This window comes from Yersinia massiliensis CCUG 53443, from assembly GCF_000312485.1.
GTDB classification, from domain to species: Bacteria; Pseudomonadota; Gammaproteobacteria; order Enterobacterales; family Enterobacteriaceae; genus Yersinia; species Yersinia massiliensis.
Genome location: NZ_HE997643.1, coordinates 1450377 through 1467272, shown reverse-complemented (window position 1 = coordinate 1467272; position 16896 = coordinate 1450377). Strand labels below are relative to the sequence as shown.

Here is a 16896-nt window from a genome sequence, read left to right as displayed (position 1 = left end):
ATGAAACCTTCACCCCAAGAATCTGGATCGATTCTGACCCAGATGATTCAGCGGCTCCCGCTGTCGGATGTCCACTTCCGGCGCATTTGCCAACTTATTTATCAACGGGCCGGTATTGTACTGGCCGATCATAAACGAGAAATGGTCTATAACCGCTTAGTTAGGCGGTTGAGATTGCTGGATATTAACGATTTTGGTCAATATTTAGCGTTGTTAGAAAGTGATCCGAACAGTGCAGAGTGGCAGGCGTTTGTTAATGCGCTGACCACTAACCTGACGGCCTTTTTCCGTGAGGCGCACCATTTTCCGATTCTGGCTGAACATGCACGCCAGCGGTCGGGAACTTATTCGGTCTGGAGCACGGCGGCATCGACGGGTGAAGAACCTTATTCTATTGCCATGACATTAAGTGATGCACTAGGAAATCGTTCGGGCGCTTGCCAAGTCATTGCCAGTGACATCGATACGCAAGTTTTAGATAAAGCAGTGAGCGGCGTCTATCGGCAAGATGAGTTGCGTTCATTGTCGGCGCAACAGATGCAACGCTACTTCTTGCGTGGCACTGGCCCGCATCAGGGCATGGTGCGGGTGCGGCCAGATCTGGCCAATATGATTCAGTTCCAGCAGCTAAATCTGTTGGCACCGGATTGGGCATTGCCAGGCCAGTTTGATGCAATCTTTTGTCGTAACGTGATGATTTATTTTGATAAAGAAACGCAGGAGCGCATTCTGCGTCGCTTTGTCCCTTTGCTAAAACCCGGCGGCCTGATGTTTGCAGGTCATTCGGAGAATTTCAGTCAAATTAGTCGGGAATTCTATTTGCGCGGGCAGACCGTTTATGGGCTGACCAAGGAGAGGTGATGAGTAAAATCAGAGTATTGTGCGTTGATGATTCTGCATTGATGCGTCAGTTGATGACAGAGATTATTAACAGTCACCCAGATATGGAAATGGTTGCTGCTGCACCCGATCCTTTGGTCGCCCGCGATTTGATCAAAAAATTCAATCCACAGGTTTTGACGCTCGACGTTGAAATGCCACGTATGGATGGGTTGGATTTCCTTGAGAAACTGATGCGTTTGCGGCCAATGCCGGTGGTGATGGTGTCATCATTAACCGGTAAAAATTCTGAGATAACCATGCGAGCGCTGGAATTGGGGGCCATCGATTTTGTCACCAAACCGCAATTGGGGATCAGAGAGGGGATGCTGGCATACAGCGAGTTGATTGCGGAGAAAATCCGCACAGCAGCGAAAGCCCGTTTACCACAGCGAGGCCCAGAACACGCGCCAGTGATGCTAACGCATACCCCGCTGCTCAGTAGCGAAAAGTTGATCGCTATCGGGGCTTCGACTGGGGGAACCGAAGCCATTCGTACCGTGTTACAGCCATTACCGCCGACCAGCCCAGCACTGTTGATCACTCAGCATATGCCACCGGGTTTTACCCGTTCATTTGCCGAGCGGCTCAATAAGTTATGCCAGATTACGGTGAAAGAAGCAGAAGACGGTGAACGGGTATTGCCCGGACACGCCTATATTGCACCCGGTGATCGGCACATGGAACTGGCACGTAGTGGGGCAAACTATCAAGTACGCATCCATGACGGGCCTGCTGTGAATCGCCATCGTCCTTCGGTCGATGTGCTATTTCGATCCGTGGCGCAGTATGCGGGGCGAAATGCGGTTGGCGTGATCCTGACGGGGATGGGAAATGACGGTGCCGCCGGTTTATTGGAAATGCATCGGGCAGGGGCTTATACCATCGCGCAAAACGAAGCCAGTTGTGTGGTCTTCGGCATGCCGCGTGAAGCCATCGGCATGGGCGGTGTCAATGAAATACTGGATTTGAACCAAATAAGCCAACGTATGTTGGCGCAGATTAGTAGTGGTCAAGCCCTACGTATATAAAGCGACTTTGGGCATTCATTTTCTTCCGATGAAAATCGGGTGTAGATATTAATCGCTCAGCGTTGGGCAACAAACTTTAGGAGTCGGTATGGCGGATAAGAATCTCAGATTTTTGGTGGTAGACGATTTTTCGACCATGCGTCGTATTGTCCGAAACCTGCTAAAAGAGTTGGGTTTTAATAATGTGGAAGAAGCGGAAGATGGCGTCGACGCATTGAATAAATTACGCGCGGGTGGTTTTGATTTTGTGGTTTCTGACTGGAACATGCCGAACATGGACGGCTTGGATCTGCTGAAAACGATTCGTGCTGATGGTGCTCTGGGCGCTTTGCCGGTTTTGATGGTCACCGCTGAAGCGAAAAAAGAGAACATCATTGCAGCAGCACAAGCGGGTGCCAGTGGTTATGTAGTGAAACCTTTCACTGCCGCGACCTTGGAAGAGAAGCTCAATAAGATTTTTGAAAAGTTGGGTATGTAAGGAGGCGGAATGAATAACCATCAAATGCCTGCATCAGATGCGGCATCAGCCAGTGATATTATTAGCCGTATCGGTAGCCTCACACGGATGCTACGGGACAGCTTACGTGAATTAGGTCTGGATCAAGCCATTGCTCAGGCGGCGGAAGCAATTCCTGACGCGCGTGATCGCTTGGACTACGTGGTCCATATGACGGCGCAAGCCGCTGAAAGAGCGCTGAACTGCGTTGAAGCAGCGCAGCCACGCCAGAATGAATTGGAGTCATCAGCGAAAGCGCTTAAAGTTCGTTGGGATGAATGGTTTGCTAATCCAATCGAGCTTTCTGATGCACGTTCTTTGGTCACGGATACCCGTGATTATCTGGATGTCGTGCCACAACATACTGCTTTTACCAACGCACAATTGTTGGAAATCATGATGGCGCAGGATTTCCAAGACCTCACCGGTCAGGTCATTAAGCGCATGATGGATGTGGTGCAAGAAATTGAGAAGCAACTGTTGATGGTGCTGATGGAAAATATTCCCGATATGCCGTCAAAACCGCAGAAATCCACTGATAGCCTACTCAATGGGCCGCAGATGGATAAAAACGGTGCCGGTGTCATTGCCAGCCAAGATCAAGTTGACGATCTGTTGGACAGCTTAGGTTTCTAAGTCGACTAAAGATAATAGAGGCATACAGATGAGAGGAGACTCTCATCTGTATGCTTTCTTATTTCATCAATCGCCCGCCAAATGTCTCACACCAGCCCATGACCTGCTAATGAACGCGGGTAAGTATTGCTCATCCACGAAATAACCCACTAATTACAGCGTTGTTCCATCCATAGGCTTATGGAATGTTTGGCATGCTTAGCATCAATTTTTGTCTCTTATCCATTTCCCTGATACGGAACGCTCACAGAACAGGACCCATTATGCTGAATAGGAATAGTGGCGGTGTCTGAAGATAGCGATCTGGAAAAAAGCGAGGAACCCACAGCCCACAAGCTGGAGAAGGCTCGCGAAAAAGGCCAGATCCCGCGCTCGCGCGAACTGACCTCGATGCTGATGCTCGGGGCCGGTTTGGCGATCCTGTGGGTTTCAGGGGAATCCATGGCGCGACAACTGGCGGCCATGATTGCCCAAGGCCTGCATTTTGATCATGGCGTGGTCACGAATGACAAACAGATGTTGCGGCAAATTGGCATGTTGCTGCGCCAAACGTTAATCGCACTGCTACCGATATTTGCTGGTTTGGTGATAGTGGCCATTTCGGTGCCGATGCTGTTGGGCGGCGTGCTGTTTAGCGGTGAATCAATCAAGTTTGACCTGAAACGGATGAGCCTTATTTCAGGCTTAAAAAGGATGTTTTCAAGCCAAGCGTTGGCTGAGTTACTCAAAGCAATATTGAAGGCGACGTTAGTCGGCTGGGTGACCGGTATTTTCCTCTGGCACAACTGGCCAGACATTATGCGTTTGATGGCGGCGCCACCGGTGGCGGCATTAGGGGATGCCCTGCACCTGATTATTCTCTGCGGGCTGGTGGTGGTACTCGGCCTGACGCCGATGGTCGGCTTTGACGTGTTTTACCAAATCACCAGCAATATCAAAAAATTGCGTATGACCAAGCAAGAGATACGTGATGAGTTTAAAGATCAAGAAGGTGACCCCCATGTGAAAGGGCGCATTCGTCAGCAACAACGGGCGATGGCCCGTCGGCGCATGATGGCGGATGTCCCGAAAGCCGATGTGATTGTCACCAACCCGACGCATTACGCCGTGGCGCTGCAATACAACGAGGCAAAAATGAGTGCGCCGAAAGTGTTGGCGAAAGGGGCGGGCGCGGTGGCACTGCGTATTCGTGAGTTAGGCGCAGAAAACCGCATTCCTTTATTAGAAGCGCCACCGTTGGCGAGGGCATTATTCCGCCACAGCGAAGTCGGTCAACATATTCCCGCCACCCTTTATGCGGCGGTCGCGGAAGTGCTTGCTTGGGTCTATCAACTGAAACGTTGGAAGCGAGAAGGTGGGCTAATCCCGAAAAAACCTGAACATCTGCCAGTGCCGGAAGCACTGGATTTTGCAACAGAGAGTGAGACTGACTAATGGCAAATTTGGCCGCCCTGCTTCGTTTACCGAGCAATTTTAAAGATACGCAGTGGCAAATCCTTGCGGGCCCGATACTGATCTTACTGATCTTGTCGATGATGGTATTGCCGCTGCCTCCCTTCGTGCTTGATTTGCTGTTTACCTTCAATATTGCGCTGTCCATCATGGTATTGCTGGTGGCGATGTTTACCCAGCGCACGCTTGATTTTGCCGCATTCCCGACCATTTTGCTGTTCTCAACTTTACTCCGTTTATCCCTGAACGTGGCCTCGACGCGTATCATTCTGATGGATGGTCATACGGGGGCCGGCGCAGCAGGTCGTGTGGTTGAGGCCTTTGGTCACTTCTTGGTTGGCGGTAATTTTGCCATCGGTATTGTCGTTTTCATCATCTTGGTCATCATCAACTTTATGGTTATTACCAAGGGGGCGGGGCGTATTGCCGAAGTGGGCGCACGCTTTGTCCTTGATGGAATGCCCGGCAAGCAGATGGCAATCGATGCGGACTTAAATGCTGGCTTGATTGGTGAAGATGAAGCGAAAAAGCGCCGTTCTGATGTGACGCAAGAGGCCGATTTCTACGGCTCGATGGACGGGGCCAGTAAATTTGTCCGCGGGGATGCGATTGCGGGCTTAATGATCATGGTCATTAACGTGGTCGGTGGCCTATTGGTGGGGGTGCTTCAGCACAACATGGCTGTCGGTCACGCCGCAGAAACCTATACGTTATTGACCATCGGTGATGGTCTGGTGGCGCAAATTCCGGCCTTGGTTATTTCAACCGCAGCCGGTGTTATCGTCACCCGCGTGAGTACCGATCAGGACGTTGGCCAGCAAATGGTCACCCAGCTATTCAATAACCCACGGGTGATGGTATTGAGTGCCAGCGTATTGGGTTTACTGGGCTTAGTCCCCGGAATGCCAAACTTTGTCTTCCTGCTGTTCACCGCGGCATTGCTGGCATTAGCTTGGCGGCTGCGTGGCAATCAAGAAAAACCGGCCGCGACGGCAGACTCGCCGGTGGTACAGGATCAGCAACAAGCGACGGAAGCCACTTGGTCAGATGTTCAGTTGGAAGACCCACTGGGGATGGAAGTGGGCTATCGCCTGATCCCGATGGTGGATTTCCAGCAAAATGGCGAACTCTTGGGGCGCATCCGCAGTATCCGTAAAAAGTTTGCCCAAGAGATGGGGTATCTGCCTCCGGTGGTGCATATCCGCGATAATCTGGAACTGCCACCCGCCAGCTATCGGATATTAATGAAAGGGGTGGAGATTGGCAGCGGCGAAGCCCATCCTGGCCGTTGGCTGGCGATCAACCCAGGCAATGCGGTGGGGACGTTACCGGGTGAGGCCACCCATGATCCCGCTTTCGGTTTGGCTGCGGTATGGATCGAGAGTGCATTGCGTGAACAGGCGCAAATTCAAGGCTTTACGGTGGTGGAAGCCAGTACAGTGGTGGCAACACACCTGAATCATTTGATTAGCCAATATGCCAGCGAATTGTTTGGCCGTCAGGAAACGCAGCAATTGCTGGATCGCGTCGCCCAAGATATGCCGAAACTGACGGAAGATTTCATTCCCGGTGTTGTGACACTCACCACGTTGCACAAAGTGCTGCAAAACCTGCTGATGGAGCGAGTGTCCATTCGCGATATGCGCACCATTATTGAGACATTGGCAGAGCATGCGCCAAATCAAACAGACCCTTACGAATTAACGGCGGTGGTCCGTGTGGCTTTAGGCCGTTCTATCGCGCAGCAGTGGTTCCCAGGGACTGGCGAAATTCAGGTTATTGGCTTGGACGCGGCATTAGAGCGTTTGTTGTTACAAGCACTGCAAGGTGGCAGCGGTTTAGAACCGGGTTTGGCTGATCGATTGCTCGAACAATCTAAACAAGCCCTGCAACGCCAAGAAATGCTGGGTGCGCCGCCGGTGCTGCTGGTGAACCACGCACTGCGTGCATTATTGGCCCGTTTCCTGCGTCGTAGCCTGCCGCAAATGGTGGTGCTGTCTAATCTGGAAATTGGCGATAATCGCCAAATTCGTATGACTTCAACCATAGGAGCGGCTTAATGCTAATTCGCCTCTCGCGCATTATCGTCGGCGGGGTATTGACGGTTTGCTTATTACCGCTCAATGCCGCGGCTTCAGGAACATGGGTGGCAGATGATATCGGGGTGACGCAAAGTTCGCGCGGTGTGGCGACCTCGGCTAAACCGCTACACTCACCCGTGGCGCTGGCTCAAGAGAATGCGCGTATCGTCTCGGTGGGCTGGCGCTACCAATTGATGTCAGCAGCGCCAGATGGCTTGCAGGTTAAATTATGCACCCCAACCCGTTGTATGCCACTCGAGGGGGGGAGTGGGCAAAGCCGAGGGCTTGCCGGTGAACCCGCGGCGACGCAACTGACTTTTGTCTACTTTATCGCGGGCAAAGGTCGGGTTAATCCGCCGCTGCAAGTGATCAGTAACCAAGTTCTGGTTAATTATCGATAAAACCATAAAGGGTGAAAGCAAGTCATACAATAGTTGTAGGGATAATGATCCCATCCCATTTCAGCGGCTCGTACGGTCTGCGTCATGGACAGCGCGAGTGCGCCACCGACCAGCAACCCCCACAATACATTCATTTTCCGGTTTTTCATCTGAGTTTTCTCCGTCTGGATACTGAGCACAGTTGCTCAGTCACAGCAGAGTAACGCGCTGTCCATCAAGAGAAAAAACTCATTTTTGAGACGAGGGGGAGTTAACGTGATAAAGGCGTGTAGCGAAAGAGGTGGTTTAGCCGACACAGAGACTAATCCCGCGATGCGGCAATCAATCTCAGTGAGCAATAACTCTATTTTATAAATCAAAATCTTACGGCAGGGAATTAAACGCCGATTTTACGACCCAGTAGACTGGCGCCTTTCGCCTGGCCATCAGGGCCATACAATGACTGGCCATGACGCGTATTGAGGATAGCCAGCGCCTGCGTATTATGCTCAATGTGTTGCTGTAGTAATAACCCGTTGTGCAGATTGCTGTACTGCAGACCCTCCGCTAACTGCAACATACGCTGCCATCTTTCAGCGAGCGCCGGATGACGAGGGTAGGGTGCATGCACCTTAACGTCAGTTTCAGTCGTGAGACGGGTTTGATCCAGATAAGCGAGTGTGGCTAAGATTGAACTTTTTTGTTCAGTCACCCCTTGCAGCACGATACCCTGAATCCGACCGGCGCACAGTAATTGTTGCTCTTGCGCGACAACAGCCGTCAGTGATTCTAGCAGTTCCAATTGCTGGTCTAGGTTGATCTGTAATCTTTCCACCACCACGTATCCTTTTACGATTAAGACGGTTTTTGACGACTAGCTATTTTTAAGGTCATCGGCGACATTTTTTAGCAGGGCATCAGCAATTTTACCGGTATCCATGGTCAGTTGGCCGGTACGGATGGCCTCTTTCAATGTTTCTACACGTTCAACATTGATATCCTGACCCGCCGGTTGCATCAGTTTTGCCTGCGCATCACTCAATTTAACCTCTGTACCACTCACTGCTGTTTTTGTCTGGGCAGAAGGCTTACGCGTTTGCTGCGCAATGTCACTGATTTCCCGTGCTTGCACTTTAGTTGCTGGTGATAGCGGTTGAGTGCGTTCAATACTCATTTTATGTTGCTCCCTTTCGAGCGGGATTGGCGTTTGTTGGCCCGCGAAACTTTTATTTTTCAGCCACTATTTTCAGCCGTTATCTTTCAGCGAAAAATGGCGGGATTATCACGGTTTACGGTGCCTGTAATAGGGTCTGGCATAGCCGTAAATAGCTGCATACTAGGGTTATCGGCAAAGGTTAAAAAAACTTTAATCACGATAGCTAAACAGGTTCACATTGAGCGTCTTCAACGTGCGGTTAAACTCAGCAAGCTTACCTGAGTCAATGATTCAGGTGACTATACGCGGCAAAAACGACGCCGCAAACAAGGCTACAAGTTTTAATTCGAACCGTCATAAGATAATGCGAACCGTCATAACATAATACGAATAGTGCCATCCTCGCCCACCACGCCATTCACGATCTGGCCTGATGGCATGCGCACGCGAACATTATCTTTAATGGCCGCATTATTCATCGCCTTACCATTACTGTTGACGTTGAAACCATCACCTTGCGCAAGCACCTGCACGTCTTGCCCCGATTTGATGATCCATAAACGGCGCAGCATATTACGGGTGATGGGTTGGCCCGCATTAACATGCCGCAAGCTCACCGCACCTTGTGCAAACTGCGGCTCCAGTAAGGCACCGGGCGGCAAGGTATCTAATCGACCTTGTTTCATTTCAATATCTTGCGGGGTAATTTTAGCCCCTGCCGCCAATGGGCGGCTTGCCACCGCATAGCGCCCACTGACTTGCACTTGTGTTTGGATAAAGCGCCGTACGCCATCGCAACGGACCGACAGACTGATATTGCCCCATGGCCGAGCATTGGTTGGCAGCGTGATTTCAGGCATTTCACACTGTGGCCATTGGCTCTGCGGCGTTTTGATGATGACTTTCACCTGGCTGTCTTTGTCAGGGTATTGCTGCTGGAAGAACTGATTGACCTGCACAGATAGGTCAGCCGCCATCGCGACCTGCGCGAATGCCGGACTCACCAGCAGTAGCCCCCACATAAATGTTTTGGCGTACTTGCTTGTTATCACCATCACTTTCTTCCCCGCCATTGCCATCGAGTCAAATCACGCTCTGCCTTTTTCCACGTAATCGTTCTTTTGATCGCCTGTTCGTACTTTTGATCACTAGTGTACCCGTACCTTCATCAGGTTAAGGGGATAAATAGCGACGCATTTTGCTCTTATTCTGGCGATAGGCTTCCCTGTACGGCGTTTATGCTGTCGACTCCAAATTTTAACCTTGCGGGGGGACTATGCTCGACAAACTGGACGGTGCTCTACGTTTTCAACAAGAGGCGCTGAACTTGCGCGCTCAACGGCAGGAGATCCTGTCGTCCAACATTGCGAACGCGGATACACCCGGCTTTCAGGCACGTGATATCGATTTCTCCAGCCAACTGAAAAAGGTGATGGAGCAAGGACGTGTTAGCGGAACAGGGGTGTCGCTCAGTTTAACGTCAGCCCGTCATATCCCAGCAAGTACGGTCCAACCGCCCGACTTGGATCTGCTATTCCGTGTGCCGGATCAACCATCAATGGATGGCAACACCGTCGATATGGACCGCGAACGTACTAATTTTGCCGATAACAGCCTGAAATATCAGACTGATTTGACTGTCATTAGCAGCCAAATCAAAGGGATGTTGTCAGTGTTACAACAAGGATAAGACGGATGTCTTTACTGAATATTTTTGATATTGCCGGTTCAGCATTATCCGCGCAATCGCAACGATTGAACGTTAGCGCCAGCAACATGGCAAACGCCGACAGTGTGACTGGCCCAGATGGTCAGCCTTACCGCGCTAAGCAAGTGGTGTTTCAGGTCGCCGCGCAACCGGGGCAAGAAACCGGTGGTGTGCGCGTGTCGCAAGTCATTGATGACCCCGCACCGGATCGTTTGGTGTTTCAACCCGGTAACCCATTGGCTGATGCCAAGGGTTATGTGCGTATGCCAAACGTGGATGTGACTGGCGAGATGGTCAACACCATTTCCGCTTCACGCAGCTATCAGGCCAACGTTGAAGTCCTGAATACCACCAAATCTCTGATGCTAAAGACGCTGACACTGGGTCAATAACAGGAGCCTATATAGATGGCCATTACCAATTCTTTGACCGAAAGCGATTACGGTGTTAACAGCGCCAATAGTGCTAATGCCAACTCGCCGAGTGGCAGCACCAGTCAGGATCTGCAAAACAGTTTCCTTACGCTGTTGGTGGCACAGTTAAAAAATCAGGACCCGACCAACCCAATGCAAAACAACGAGTTGACGACGCAGCTTGCGCAGATCAACACCGTCAGTGGCATTGAAAAGTTGAATACCACTCTGGGCTCTATTTCCGGCCAAATTGACAACAGCCAGTCCTTGCAGGCCAGCAGCCTGATTGGTCACGGCGTCATGATCCCGGGCAACACCATTTTAACGGGGAGTAAAGATGACGTGGTGACCACGACGCCATTTGGTGTCGAGCTGGATCGTGCGGCCGACAAAGTGACGGCGACCATCAGCGACAAAAATGGTCAGGTGGTTCGTACCATTGAGATCGGCAAGCTAACAGCGGGTGTCCATGCCTTTACTTGGGATGGCTCATTGGATGCGGGTGGTAATGCACCCGATGGTGCCTACACCGTGGCGATTACCGCCAGCAATGGCAATGAATCACTGGTGACGACACCCCTGAGTTATGCCGTGGTCAATGGCGTCACTCGTGGTAGTGACGGTGCCAAGTTGGACCTCGGTATGGCAGGCACCATCACCATGGATAAAGTCCGGCAGATTCTGTAAGTCAGTTATTCATCTTTAGCAGCAGTAAAACCAACACGATGGTGAGACAAGGATTTGTACCGACTTGCCCTCAATTTTAAAAGCAGCATTTGATATGTCATCAATGCTCAAGGTCTTTAACGGACCCCAAATCTAACGGAGAAGAAAATGGGCTTTTCTCAAGCAGTCAGCGGTTTGAACGCAGCATCCAGTAACTTGGATGTGATCGGTAACAATATCGCCAACTCGGCAACGGCAGGTTTTAAAGCCGGCTCAGTTTCTTTTGCCGATATGTTTGCCGGTTCTCAGACGGGGATGGGCGTAAAAGTGGCGGGGATCACCCAAGACTTTAACGACGGTACTGCCACCACCACTAACCGTCGTTTGGACTTGGCCATCAGCCAAAACGGTTTCTTCCGGATGCAAGACAGCAGCGGCGGTGTGTTCTTTGCCCGTAACGGTCAGTTTAAACTGGATGCGAATCGCAACATCATCAATATGCAAGGTCTGAGCCTGACCGGCTACCCAGCAACCGGTACACCGCCAACGATACAACAGGGCGCGAACCCAGTTCCGCTGTCTATCCCGCAGGACATGATCCCAGCGAAAGCCACCACTTCCGGCAATATGGTGGCGAACCTAACGTCAACCCACGATATTGTGCCAACCACCCCAGCATTTGATCCCGATAAGCCGGATACCTATAGCTTTGTGAACAACATGACCACCTACGATACCTTGGGTAACCGCCATGAGATCAATGTGTTCTATGTGAAGCGTACGGAAAGCTCCACCACCGGTAACTCTTGGGATGTTTATACCCGTGATAGCAGCGCAAATCCGGCGCAAGTGGCAGCACTACGTGGCTCCATGCAGTTTGACACCAATGGCGCGCTGCAAAGTGTGACCAACGGGGCGAACCCACCGAGCACCACGGACTTCACTTTCACAATCCCTATCGGCGTGGTCAATGGCGCAACAGCCCCAGCGTTTACACTGAGCGTGGCGGGGACTAAGCAGCAAAATACCGGTACCGATAGCATTGTGACGCAAAACCAGACCGGCTATGCGGCGGGTGAATTCACGGGCTTCCAAATCAACAATGATGGTTCGGTGGTCGGCACCTATTCAAACCAGCAGACCCAATTGTTGGGCCAAATCGTGATGGCTAACTTTGCTAACCCTGAAGGGCTGTCATCAGAAGGCGACAACGTGTGGCGCGAAACGCTGGCTTCCGGTAACCCCATGCTGGGCACCGCGGGCGGCGGCGGTTTCGGTACCTTGACCAGTGGCGCACTGGAATCCTCTAACGTGGATTTGAGTAAAGAACTGGTGAATATGATTGTGGCGCAACGTAACTATCAGTCCAACGCGCAGACCATCAAAACCCAAGATCAGATCTTACAAACTCTGGTTAACCTGCGTTAATCGTACTGACGGGATAAGTTCATGGATCACGCAATCTATACCGCGATGGGCGCGGCGCGGCAGTCGCTGGATCAGCAGGCGGTGACGGCAAACAATTTGGCTAACGCCGCTACGCCGGGTTTCCGTGCGCAGTTGTCCGCCATGCGCGCTGTGCCTATCGACGGGCCGAGTATGGCGACCCGCACCATGGTGGTGGCATCCACCCCCGGCGTGGATATCAGCCAAGGGACGATTAATTTTAGTGGTCGCCCGCTAGATGTGGCGTTGCAGCAAGATGGCTATCTGGCGGTGCAACTGCCGGATGGCACGGAAGCCTATACCCGCAACGGGAACATTCAAATTTCGCCTGAAGGGCAGATGACGGTGCAGGGTTACCCGCTGATGGGCGACAACGGCCCGATCGACGTGCCACCGCAAGCGGCGGTCACCATTGCGGCAGATGGCACCATCTCAGCACTGAACGCCGGTGATTCACCCAATACCATTGCGCAATTGGGGCAGATCAAACGGGTTCGGGCATCGGCGGGTGAAGTGATGCATGGCGATGATGGCTTATTTCATCTGACACCCGAAACACAGCAGGCGCGTGGTGCACAGTTAGCGAATGACCCGCTGATTAAAATCATGCCGGGTGTGCTAGAAGGCAGCAACGTGAAAGCGGTTGAAGCCATGGCAGACATGATTGCCAATGCCCGCAGTTTCGAAATGCAGATGAAAGTGATCCACAGCGTGGATGAAAACGAACAGCGCGCTAATCAACTGTTAGCAATGGGCTAAGCGCGCAGGCGCAGAGGAATAAACTGATGATCCGATCATTATGGATTGCCAAAACCGGCTTGGATGCACAGCAAACCAACATGGATGTTATCGCCAACAACTTGGCAAACGTCAGCACCAATGGTTTTAAACGCCAGCGTGCGGTATTTGAAGATTTGCTGTACCAAACGATGCGCCAACCGGGAGCACAATCCTCCGAACAGACCACCTTGCCATCGGGTTTACAGATTGGTACGGGGGTTCGTCCGGTGGCGACAGAGCGTTTGCACAGCCAAGGCAACCTGTCCAAGACCGATAACACCAAAGATATTGCTATCAAAGGTGAGGGGTTCTTTCAGGTGCAGATGCCTGATGGCACCAATGCTTATACCCGCGACGGCTCATTCCAAGTTGACCAAAATGGTCAGTTGGTAACCGCCGGCGGCTTCCAAGTGCAACCCGCCATTACCATTCCGGCGAATGCCTTGAGCATGACGGTAGGCCGTGACGGGATAGTGAGTGTCACCTTGCAAGGGCAGACTGCCACGCAGCAAGTGGGGCAACTGACCCTGACCACGTTCATCAACAACAGTGGTCTGGAAAGCATCGGTGAAAACCTGTACCAAGAAACCGCCAGTTCCGGTGCACCAAATGAAACTACGCCGGGCTTGAATGGCGGCGGGTTGCTGTATCAGGGCTATGTTGAAACCTCTAACGTCAATGTGGCGGAAGAGTTGGTCAATATGATCCAGACCCAACGTGCCTATGAAATCAACAGTAAGGCGGTTTCAACTTCCGACCAGATGTTGCAAAAACTGACCCAGTTGTAAATCCGCTTTCGGGGGGCCAGCACGCCCCCTGATTGCTGTAGAACAATGAGTATTCGAGGCTAAGCTCGTTCGCCTCCAACCGGTTACAGGACTGAAAATCAGAGATGGACAGAAAGCCGCTGCGCAAATCAGGTGGATTGAAATGGGTCTGCATGCCATTAACGGCCATGCTACTCAATGGCTGCGCGTATATTCCGCATAAACCACTGGTGGATGGCACAACGTCTGCACAGCCGGCACCGGCCAGTGCGCCATTACCCAATGGCTCTATTTTTCAGGCTGCTCAGCCGATGAACTATGGCTATCAGCCGCTGTTCGAAGACCGCCGACCACGTAATGTCGGTGACACGCTGACCATTACCTTGCAAGAAAATGTCAGTGCCAGTAAGAGTTCGTCGGCCAATGCGAGCCGCAATGGCTCCAGTTCATTTGCGGTCGCCACCGCCCCGCGTTATTTGCAGGGCTTATTGGGTAATGCCCGCGCCGACATGGATATTGCCGGTGATAACACCTTTGGCGGCAAAGGTGGCGCAAACGCCAATAACACCTTCAATGGCACCATCACCGTCACCGTCAATCAAGTGCTGGCGAACGGCAACTTGCATGTCGTCGGTGAAAAACAGATCGCGATTAATCAGGGCACCGAATTTATCCGCTTCTCTGGGGTCGTTAACCCACGCACCATCAGCGGTAGCAATACAGTGACCTCCACACAGGTCGCTGATGCACGCATCGAGTATGTGGGCAATGGTTATATCAATGAAGCGCAAACCATGGGCTGGTTGCAGCGGTTCTTCCTTAATATCTCGCCGTACTAAGAGGTCCATCCATGCGTAAACCGTCACTTGTCACATTCTTTATTACGCTGCTCTCGCTGGTGTGGATGCCCGCGCAAGCCGAGCGTATTCGCGATTTGGTGACCGTTCAGGGAGTGCGTGATAACGCGTTGATCGGTTATGGCTTGGTGGTGGGTTTAGATGGCTCCGGTGACCAAACCATGCAGACGCCATTTACCACGCAAAGCCTCAGCAATATGTTGTCGCAACTGGGGATTACCGTGCCGCCTGGCACCAACATGCAGCTTAAAAACGTGGCTGCGGTGATGGTCACGGCGAAGTTACCGGCCTTTTCTCGGGCAGGGCAAACCATCGATGTGGTGGTGTCCTCCATGGGGAACGCCAAAAGCATCCGTGGCGGCACATTGCTGATGACGCCATTGAAAGGGGTGGATAATCAGGTTTATGCCTTGGCGCAAGGTAACGTCTTGGTCGGTGGTGCTGGCGCATCATCGGGCGGCAGCAGCGTGCAAGTCAACCAATTGACCGGCGGGCGCATCAGTAACGGTGCCACTATCGAGCGAGAACTGCCGACGACCTTTGGCACTGATGGCGTGATTAATCTTCAACTGAACACCGAAGATTTCACCATGGCGCAGCAGGTGAGTGATGCCATCAACCGCCAACGTGGTTTCGGCTCTGCCACGGCGATTGATGCGCGTACCATTCAGGTACTCGTGCCGCGTGGCAACAGTTCGCAAGTGCGCTTCTTGGCTGATATCCAAAATATACCGGTGAATGTGGATGCCGGAGACGCCAAAGTGATCATCAACTCCCGTACCGGTTCTGTCGTCATGAACCGCAATGTGGTGTTGGACTCCTGCGCGGTGGCGCAAGGGAACTTGTCGGTGGTGGTGGATAAACAAAATATCGTCAGCCAGCCGGATACACCTTTCGGCGGCGGCCAGACCGTAGTAACGCCGAACACCCAAATTTCTGTTCAGCAGCAAGGTGGCGTGTTGCAGCGTGTGAATGCCAGCCCGAATCTGAATAACGTGGTTCGTGCCTTGAATTCACTTGGGGCGACACCTATCGATTTAATGTCCATCTTGCAGGCGATGCAAAGCGCTGGCTGCTTACGGGCTAAATTGGAAATTATCTGATGAGCGATTTGATGGCGATGTCTGGGGCGGCTTATGACGCCCAATCACTGAATGCGTTGAAGCGTGATGCGGCCAAAGATCCCGAGGGCAACCTGAAAAAGGTGGCTCAGCAGGTGGAGGGGATGTTTGTGCAGATGATGCTGAAAAGCATGCGCGCCGCTTTGCCGCAAGATGGCGTGATGAACAGTGATCAGACTCGGCTTTATACCTCCCTTTATGACCAGCAGATAGCACAACAAATGTCGGTTAAGGGGTTAGGGTTAGCCGACATGATGGTGGAGCAGCTTTCAGGTACCACGTCGCCAAGTGAAACCGCAGGCACCGTGCCAATGGTGCTGGATAACGAAGTCTTGCAAACCTTACCGGCGCAGGCGTTGGAACAAATGGTCAGGCGGGCCATACCGACTCCGCCGGCCAGCGGTGGGATGTCCTTACCGCAAGGCCCCGGTAATTTCGTGGCACGGTTGTCGATTCCCGCCCAAATTGCCAGTCAGCAAAGTGGCATACCTCATCAACTGATTATGGCGCAGGCGGCACTCGAATCCGGTTGGGGCCAACGTGAAATCCCGACCGCTGATGGCAAATCCAGCTACAACGTCTTTGGCATCAAAGCAGGTAGTAACTGGGATGGGCCAGTGAGTGAAATTACCACCACTGAATATGAGCAAGGCGTGGCGACAAAAACCAAGGCGCGTTTCCGTGTTTATGGTTCTTACGTCGAGGCGGTCAGCGATTATGTCAAATTGCTGACCCAGAACCCGCGCTACGCCCATGTGGCAGCAGCACAAAGCCCTGAGCAGGGCGCACATGCACTGCAAAAAGCGGGCTATGCGACCGATCCACAATATGCGCAAAAATTGGTCAGCGTGATTCAGCAGATGAAGAATGCGGGCGATCAAGCAGTGAAAGCCTACAGCAGCGATTTAACCAATCTCTTCTAATGGGCTAGGTGACGGGCCATTTTGGATTGGGCCGTGCTCGGCCCCCATCATAACGGCGGCGAGTACGACTTTACTCATTGGATTGATTGACAATAACACCCATA

General features: G+C 52.1%; 20 protein-coding genes. 16 read left to right on the top strand and 4 right to left on the bottom strand.

The genetic code is table 11. The features are described from left to right. The 7 genes from cheR (at position 1) to BN68_RS06590 (ending at position 6976) form a co-directional block, all read left to right on the top strand. Positions 1 to 861 carry a protein-glutamate O-methyltransferase CheR gene (gene cheR, locus BN68_RS06620; protein ID WP_019210378.1) on the top strand — a complete coding sequence of 287 codons (861 nt, stop codon included), beginning with the start codon at positions 1 to 3 and terminating at the stop codon, positions 859 to 861. Beyond that, positions 861 to 1910: a protein-glutamate methylesterase/protein-glutamine glutaminase gene (locus tag BN68_RS06615; RefSeq protein ID WP_005164481.1), complete on the top strand. Its 1050-nt coding sequence runs from the start codon at positions 861 to 863 to the stop codon at positions 1908 to 1910. Before cheR ends, BN68_RS06615 begins: the two co-directional genes overlap by 1 nt. Before the next feature lie 88 nt (positions 1911 to 1998). Next, positions 1999 to 2388, top strand: coding sequence for a chemotaxis response regulator CheY (gene cheY, locus BN68_RS06610; RefSeq protein WP_019210377.1), 390 nt, complete (start codon positions 1999 to 2001; stop codon positions 2386 to 2388). Between the two features lie 9 nt (positions 2389 to 2397). Next, positions 2398 to 3042 (top strand): protein phosphatase CheZ, encoded by a 645-nt coding sequence (cheZ, locus tag BN68_RS06605; protein WP_019210376.1) that lies wholly within the window; start codon positions 2398 to 2400, stop codon positions 3040 to 3042. Positions 3043 to 3327: 285 nt separating this feature from the next. Beyond that, entirely contained in the window at positions 3328 to 4476 is a 1149-nt protein-coding gene (gene flhB / locus BN68_RS06600) for a flagellar biosynthesis protein FlhB (protein WP_019210375.1), read from the top strand. Continuing rightward, complete coding sequence (flhA, locus tag BN68_RS06595; RefSeq protein WP_019210374.1) at positions 4476 to 6554, top strand: flagellar biosynthesis protein FlhA; 2079 nt, start codon at positions 4476 to 4478, stop codon at positions 6552 to 6554. Before flhB ends, flhA begins: the two co-directional genes overlap by 1 nt. Continuing rightward, positions 6554 to 6976, top strand: coding sequence for a flagellar protein FlhE (locus tag BN68_RS06590; RefSeq protein ID WP_019210373.1), 423 nt, complete (start codon positions 6554 to 6556; stop codon positions 6974 to 6976). The genes flhA and BN68_RS06590 overlap by 1 nt, the downstream gene beginning before the upstream one ends. Here BN68_RS06590 and BN68_RS23865 read toward each other — a convergent pair. The 4 genes from BN68_RS23865 to flgA all read right to left on the bottom strand — a co-directional run bounded on the left by BN68_RS23865 (position 6967) and on the right by flgA (position 9166). Further along, a complete protein-coding gene (locus BN68_RS23865; RefSeq protein WP_019210372.1) occupies positions 6967 to 7125 on the bottom strand; it encodes a hypothetical protein in 159 nt (52 codons plus the stop codon). The two genes, BN68_RS06590 and BN68_RS23865, sit on opposite strands and share 10 nt — an antisense overlap. Before the next feature lie 227 nt (positions 7126 to 7352). Continuing rightward, positions 7353 to 7793, bottom strand: a complete 441-nt coding sequence (locus BN68_RS06585) for a flagella synthesis protein FlgN (protein WP_019210371.1) — start codon at positions 7791 to 7793, stop codon at positions 7353 to 7355. 36 nt (positions 7794 to 7829) lie between these two features. Further along, positions 7830 to 8129 (bottom strand): flagellar biosynthesis anti-sigma factor FlgM, encoded by a 300-nt coding sequence (gene flgM, locus BN68_RS06580; protein ID WP_019210370.1) that lies wholly within the window; start codon positions 8127 to 8129, stop codon positions 7830 to 7832. Between the two features lie 356 nt (positions 8130 to 8485). Further along, complete coding sequence (gene flgA / locus BN68_RS06570) at positions 8486 to 9166, bottom strand: flagellar basal body P-ring formation chaperone FlgA (RefSeq protein ID WP_051144539.1); 681 nt, start codon at positions 9164 to 9166, stop codon at positions 8486 to 8488. Positions 9167 to 9387: 221 nt separating this feature from the next. Here flgA and flgB point away from each other — a divergent pair, with 221 nt between their 5' ends. The 9 genes from flgB (at position 9388) to flgJ (ending at position 16792) form a co-directional block, all read left to right on the top strand. Further along, positions 9388 to 9801, top strand: a complete 414-nt coding sequence (flgB, locus tag BN68_RS06565) for a flagellar basal body rod protein FlgB (RefSeq protein WP_019210367.1) — start codon at positions 9388 to 9390, stop codon at positions 9799 to 9801. A gap of 5 nt (positions 9802 to 9806) precedes the next feature. Beyond that, positions 9807 to 10211, top strand: a complete 405-nt coding sequence (flgC, locus tag BN68_RS06560; RefSeq protein ID WP_019210366.1) for a flagellar basal body rod protein FlgC — start codon at positions 9807 to 9809, stop codon at positions 10209 to 10211. Between the two features lie 15 nt (positions 10212 to 10226). Beyond that, complete coding sequence (gene flgD, locus BN68_RS06555; protein WP_019210365.1) at positions 10227 to 10919, top strand: flagellar hook assembly protein FlgD; 693 nt, start codon at positions 10227 to 10229, stop codon at positions 10917 to 10919. Between the two features lie 147 nt (positions 10920 to 11066). After that, a complete protein-coding gene (gene flgE / locus BN68_RS06550) occupies positions 11067 to 12326 on the top strand; it encodes a flagellar hook protein FlgE (RefSeq protein ID WP_019210364.1) in 1260 nt (419 codons plus the stop codon). Between the two features lie 21 nt (positions 12327 to 12347). Further along, the gene (locus BN68_RS06545) at positions 12348 to 13103 is read left to right on the top strand and encodes a flagellar basal body rod protein FlgF (RefSeq protein ID WP_019210363.1); all 756 of its coding nucleotides are present in this window, start codon (positions 12348 to 12350) and stop codon (positions 13101 to 13103) included. A 26-nt stretch (positions 13104 to 13129) separates the two neighbouring features. Next, a complete protein-coding gene (flgG, locus tag BN68_RS06540) occupies positions 13130 to 13912 on the top strand; it encodes a flagellar basal-body rod protein FlgG (protein WP_019210362.1) in 783 nt (260 codons plus the stop codon). Positions 13913 to 14016: 104 nt separating this feature from the next. Beyond that, positions 14017 to 14730 (top strand): flagellar basal body L-ring protein FlgH, encoded by a 714-nt coding sequence (gene flgH / locus BN68_RS06535; protein WP_019210361.1) that lies wholly within the window; start codon positions 14017 to 14019, stop codon positions 14728 to 14730. Positions 14731 to 14741: 11 nt separating this feature from the next. Beyond that, positions 14742 to 15851 carry a flagellar basal body P-ring protein FlgI gene (locus BN68_RS06530; protein ID WP_019210360.1) on the top strand — a complete coding sequence of 370 codons (1110 nt, stop codon included), beginning with the start codon at positions 14742 to 14744 and terminating at the stop codon, positions 15849 to 15851. After that, positions 15851 to 16792 (top strand): flagellar assembly peptidoglycan hydrolase FlgJ, encoded by a 942-nt coding sequence (gene flgJ / locus BN68_RS06525; protein WP_019210359.1) that lies wholly within the window; start codon positions 15851 to 15853, stop codon positions 16790 to 16792. The genes BN68_RS06530 and flgJ overlap by 1 nt, the downstream gene beginning before the upstream one ends. The last annotated feature ends 104 nt before the right edge of the window (positions 16793 to 16896 follow it).

Coding starts and splice junctions, on each gene's coding strand:
- BN68_RS06545 (WP_019210363.1), top strand. CDS start 12,348: ATGGATCACGCAATCTATACCGCGATGGGCGCGGCGCGGCAGTCGCTG.
- BN68_RS23865 (WP_019210372.1), bottom strand. CDS start 7,125: ATGAAAAACCGGAAAATGAATGTATTGTGGGGGTTGCTGGTCGGTGGC.
- cheR (WP_019210378.1), top strand. CDS start 1: ATGAAACCTTCACCCCAAGAATCTGGATCGATTCTGACCCAGATGATT.
- flgJ (WP_019210359.1), top strand. CDS start 15,851: ATGAGCGATTTGATGGCGATGTCTGGGGCGGCTTATGACGCCCAATCA.
- flgD (WP_019210365.1), top strand. CDS start 10,227: ATGGCCATTACCAATTCTTTGACCGAAAGCGATTACGGTGTTAACAGC.
- BN68_RS06615 (WP_005164481.1), top strand. CDS start 861: ATGAGTAAAATCAGAGTATTGTGCGTTGATGATTCTGCATTGATGCGT.
- flgA (WP_051144539.1), bottom strand. CDS start 9,166: ATGGTGATAACAAGCAAGTACGCCAAAACATTTATGTGGGGGCTACTG.
- flgH (WP_019210361.1), top strand. CDS start 14,017: ATGGACAGAAAGCCGCTGCGCAAATCAGGTGGATTGAAATGGGTCTGC.
- cheZ (WP_019210376.1), top strand. CDS start 2,398: ATGAATAACCATCAAATGCCTGCATCAGATGCGGCATCAGCCAGTGAT.
- BN68_RS06590 (WP_019210373.1), top strand. CDS start 6,554: ATGCTAATTCGCCTCTCGCGCATTATCGTCGGCGGGGTATTGACGGTT.
- flgB (WP_019210367.1), top strand. CDS start 9,388: ATGCTCGACAAACTGGACGGTGCTCTACGTTTTCAACAAGAGGCGCTG.
- flgE (WP_019210364.1), top strand. CDS start 11,067: ATGGGCTTTTCTCAAGCAGTCAGCGGTTTGAACGCAGCATCCAGTAAC.
- flgG (WP_019210362.1), top strand. CDS start 13,130: ATGATCCGATCATTATGGATTGCCAAAACCGGCTTGGATGCACAGCAA.
- cheY (WP_019210377.1), top strand. CDS start 1,999: ATGGCGGATAAGAATCTCAGATTTTTGGTGGTAGACGATTTTTCGACC.
- flhA (WP_019210374.1), top strand. CDS start 4,476: ATGGCAAATTTGGCCGCCCTGCTTCGTTTACCGAGCAATTTTAAAGAT.
- BN68_RS06530 (WP_019210360.1), top strand. CDS start 14,742: ATGCGTAAACCGTCACTTGTCACATTCTTTATTACGCTGCTCTCGCTG.
- flgC (WP_019210366.1), top strand. CDS start 9,807: ATGTCTTTACTGAATATTTTTGATATTGCCGGTTCAGCATTATCCGCG.
- flgM (WP_019210370.1), bottom strand. CDS start 8,129: ATGAGTATTGAACGCACTCAACCGCTATCACCAGCAACTAAAGTGCAA.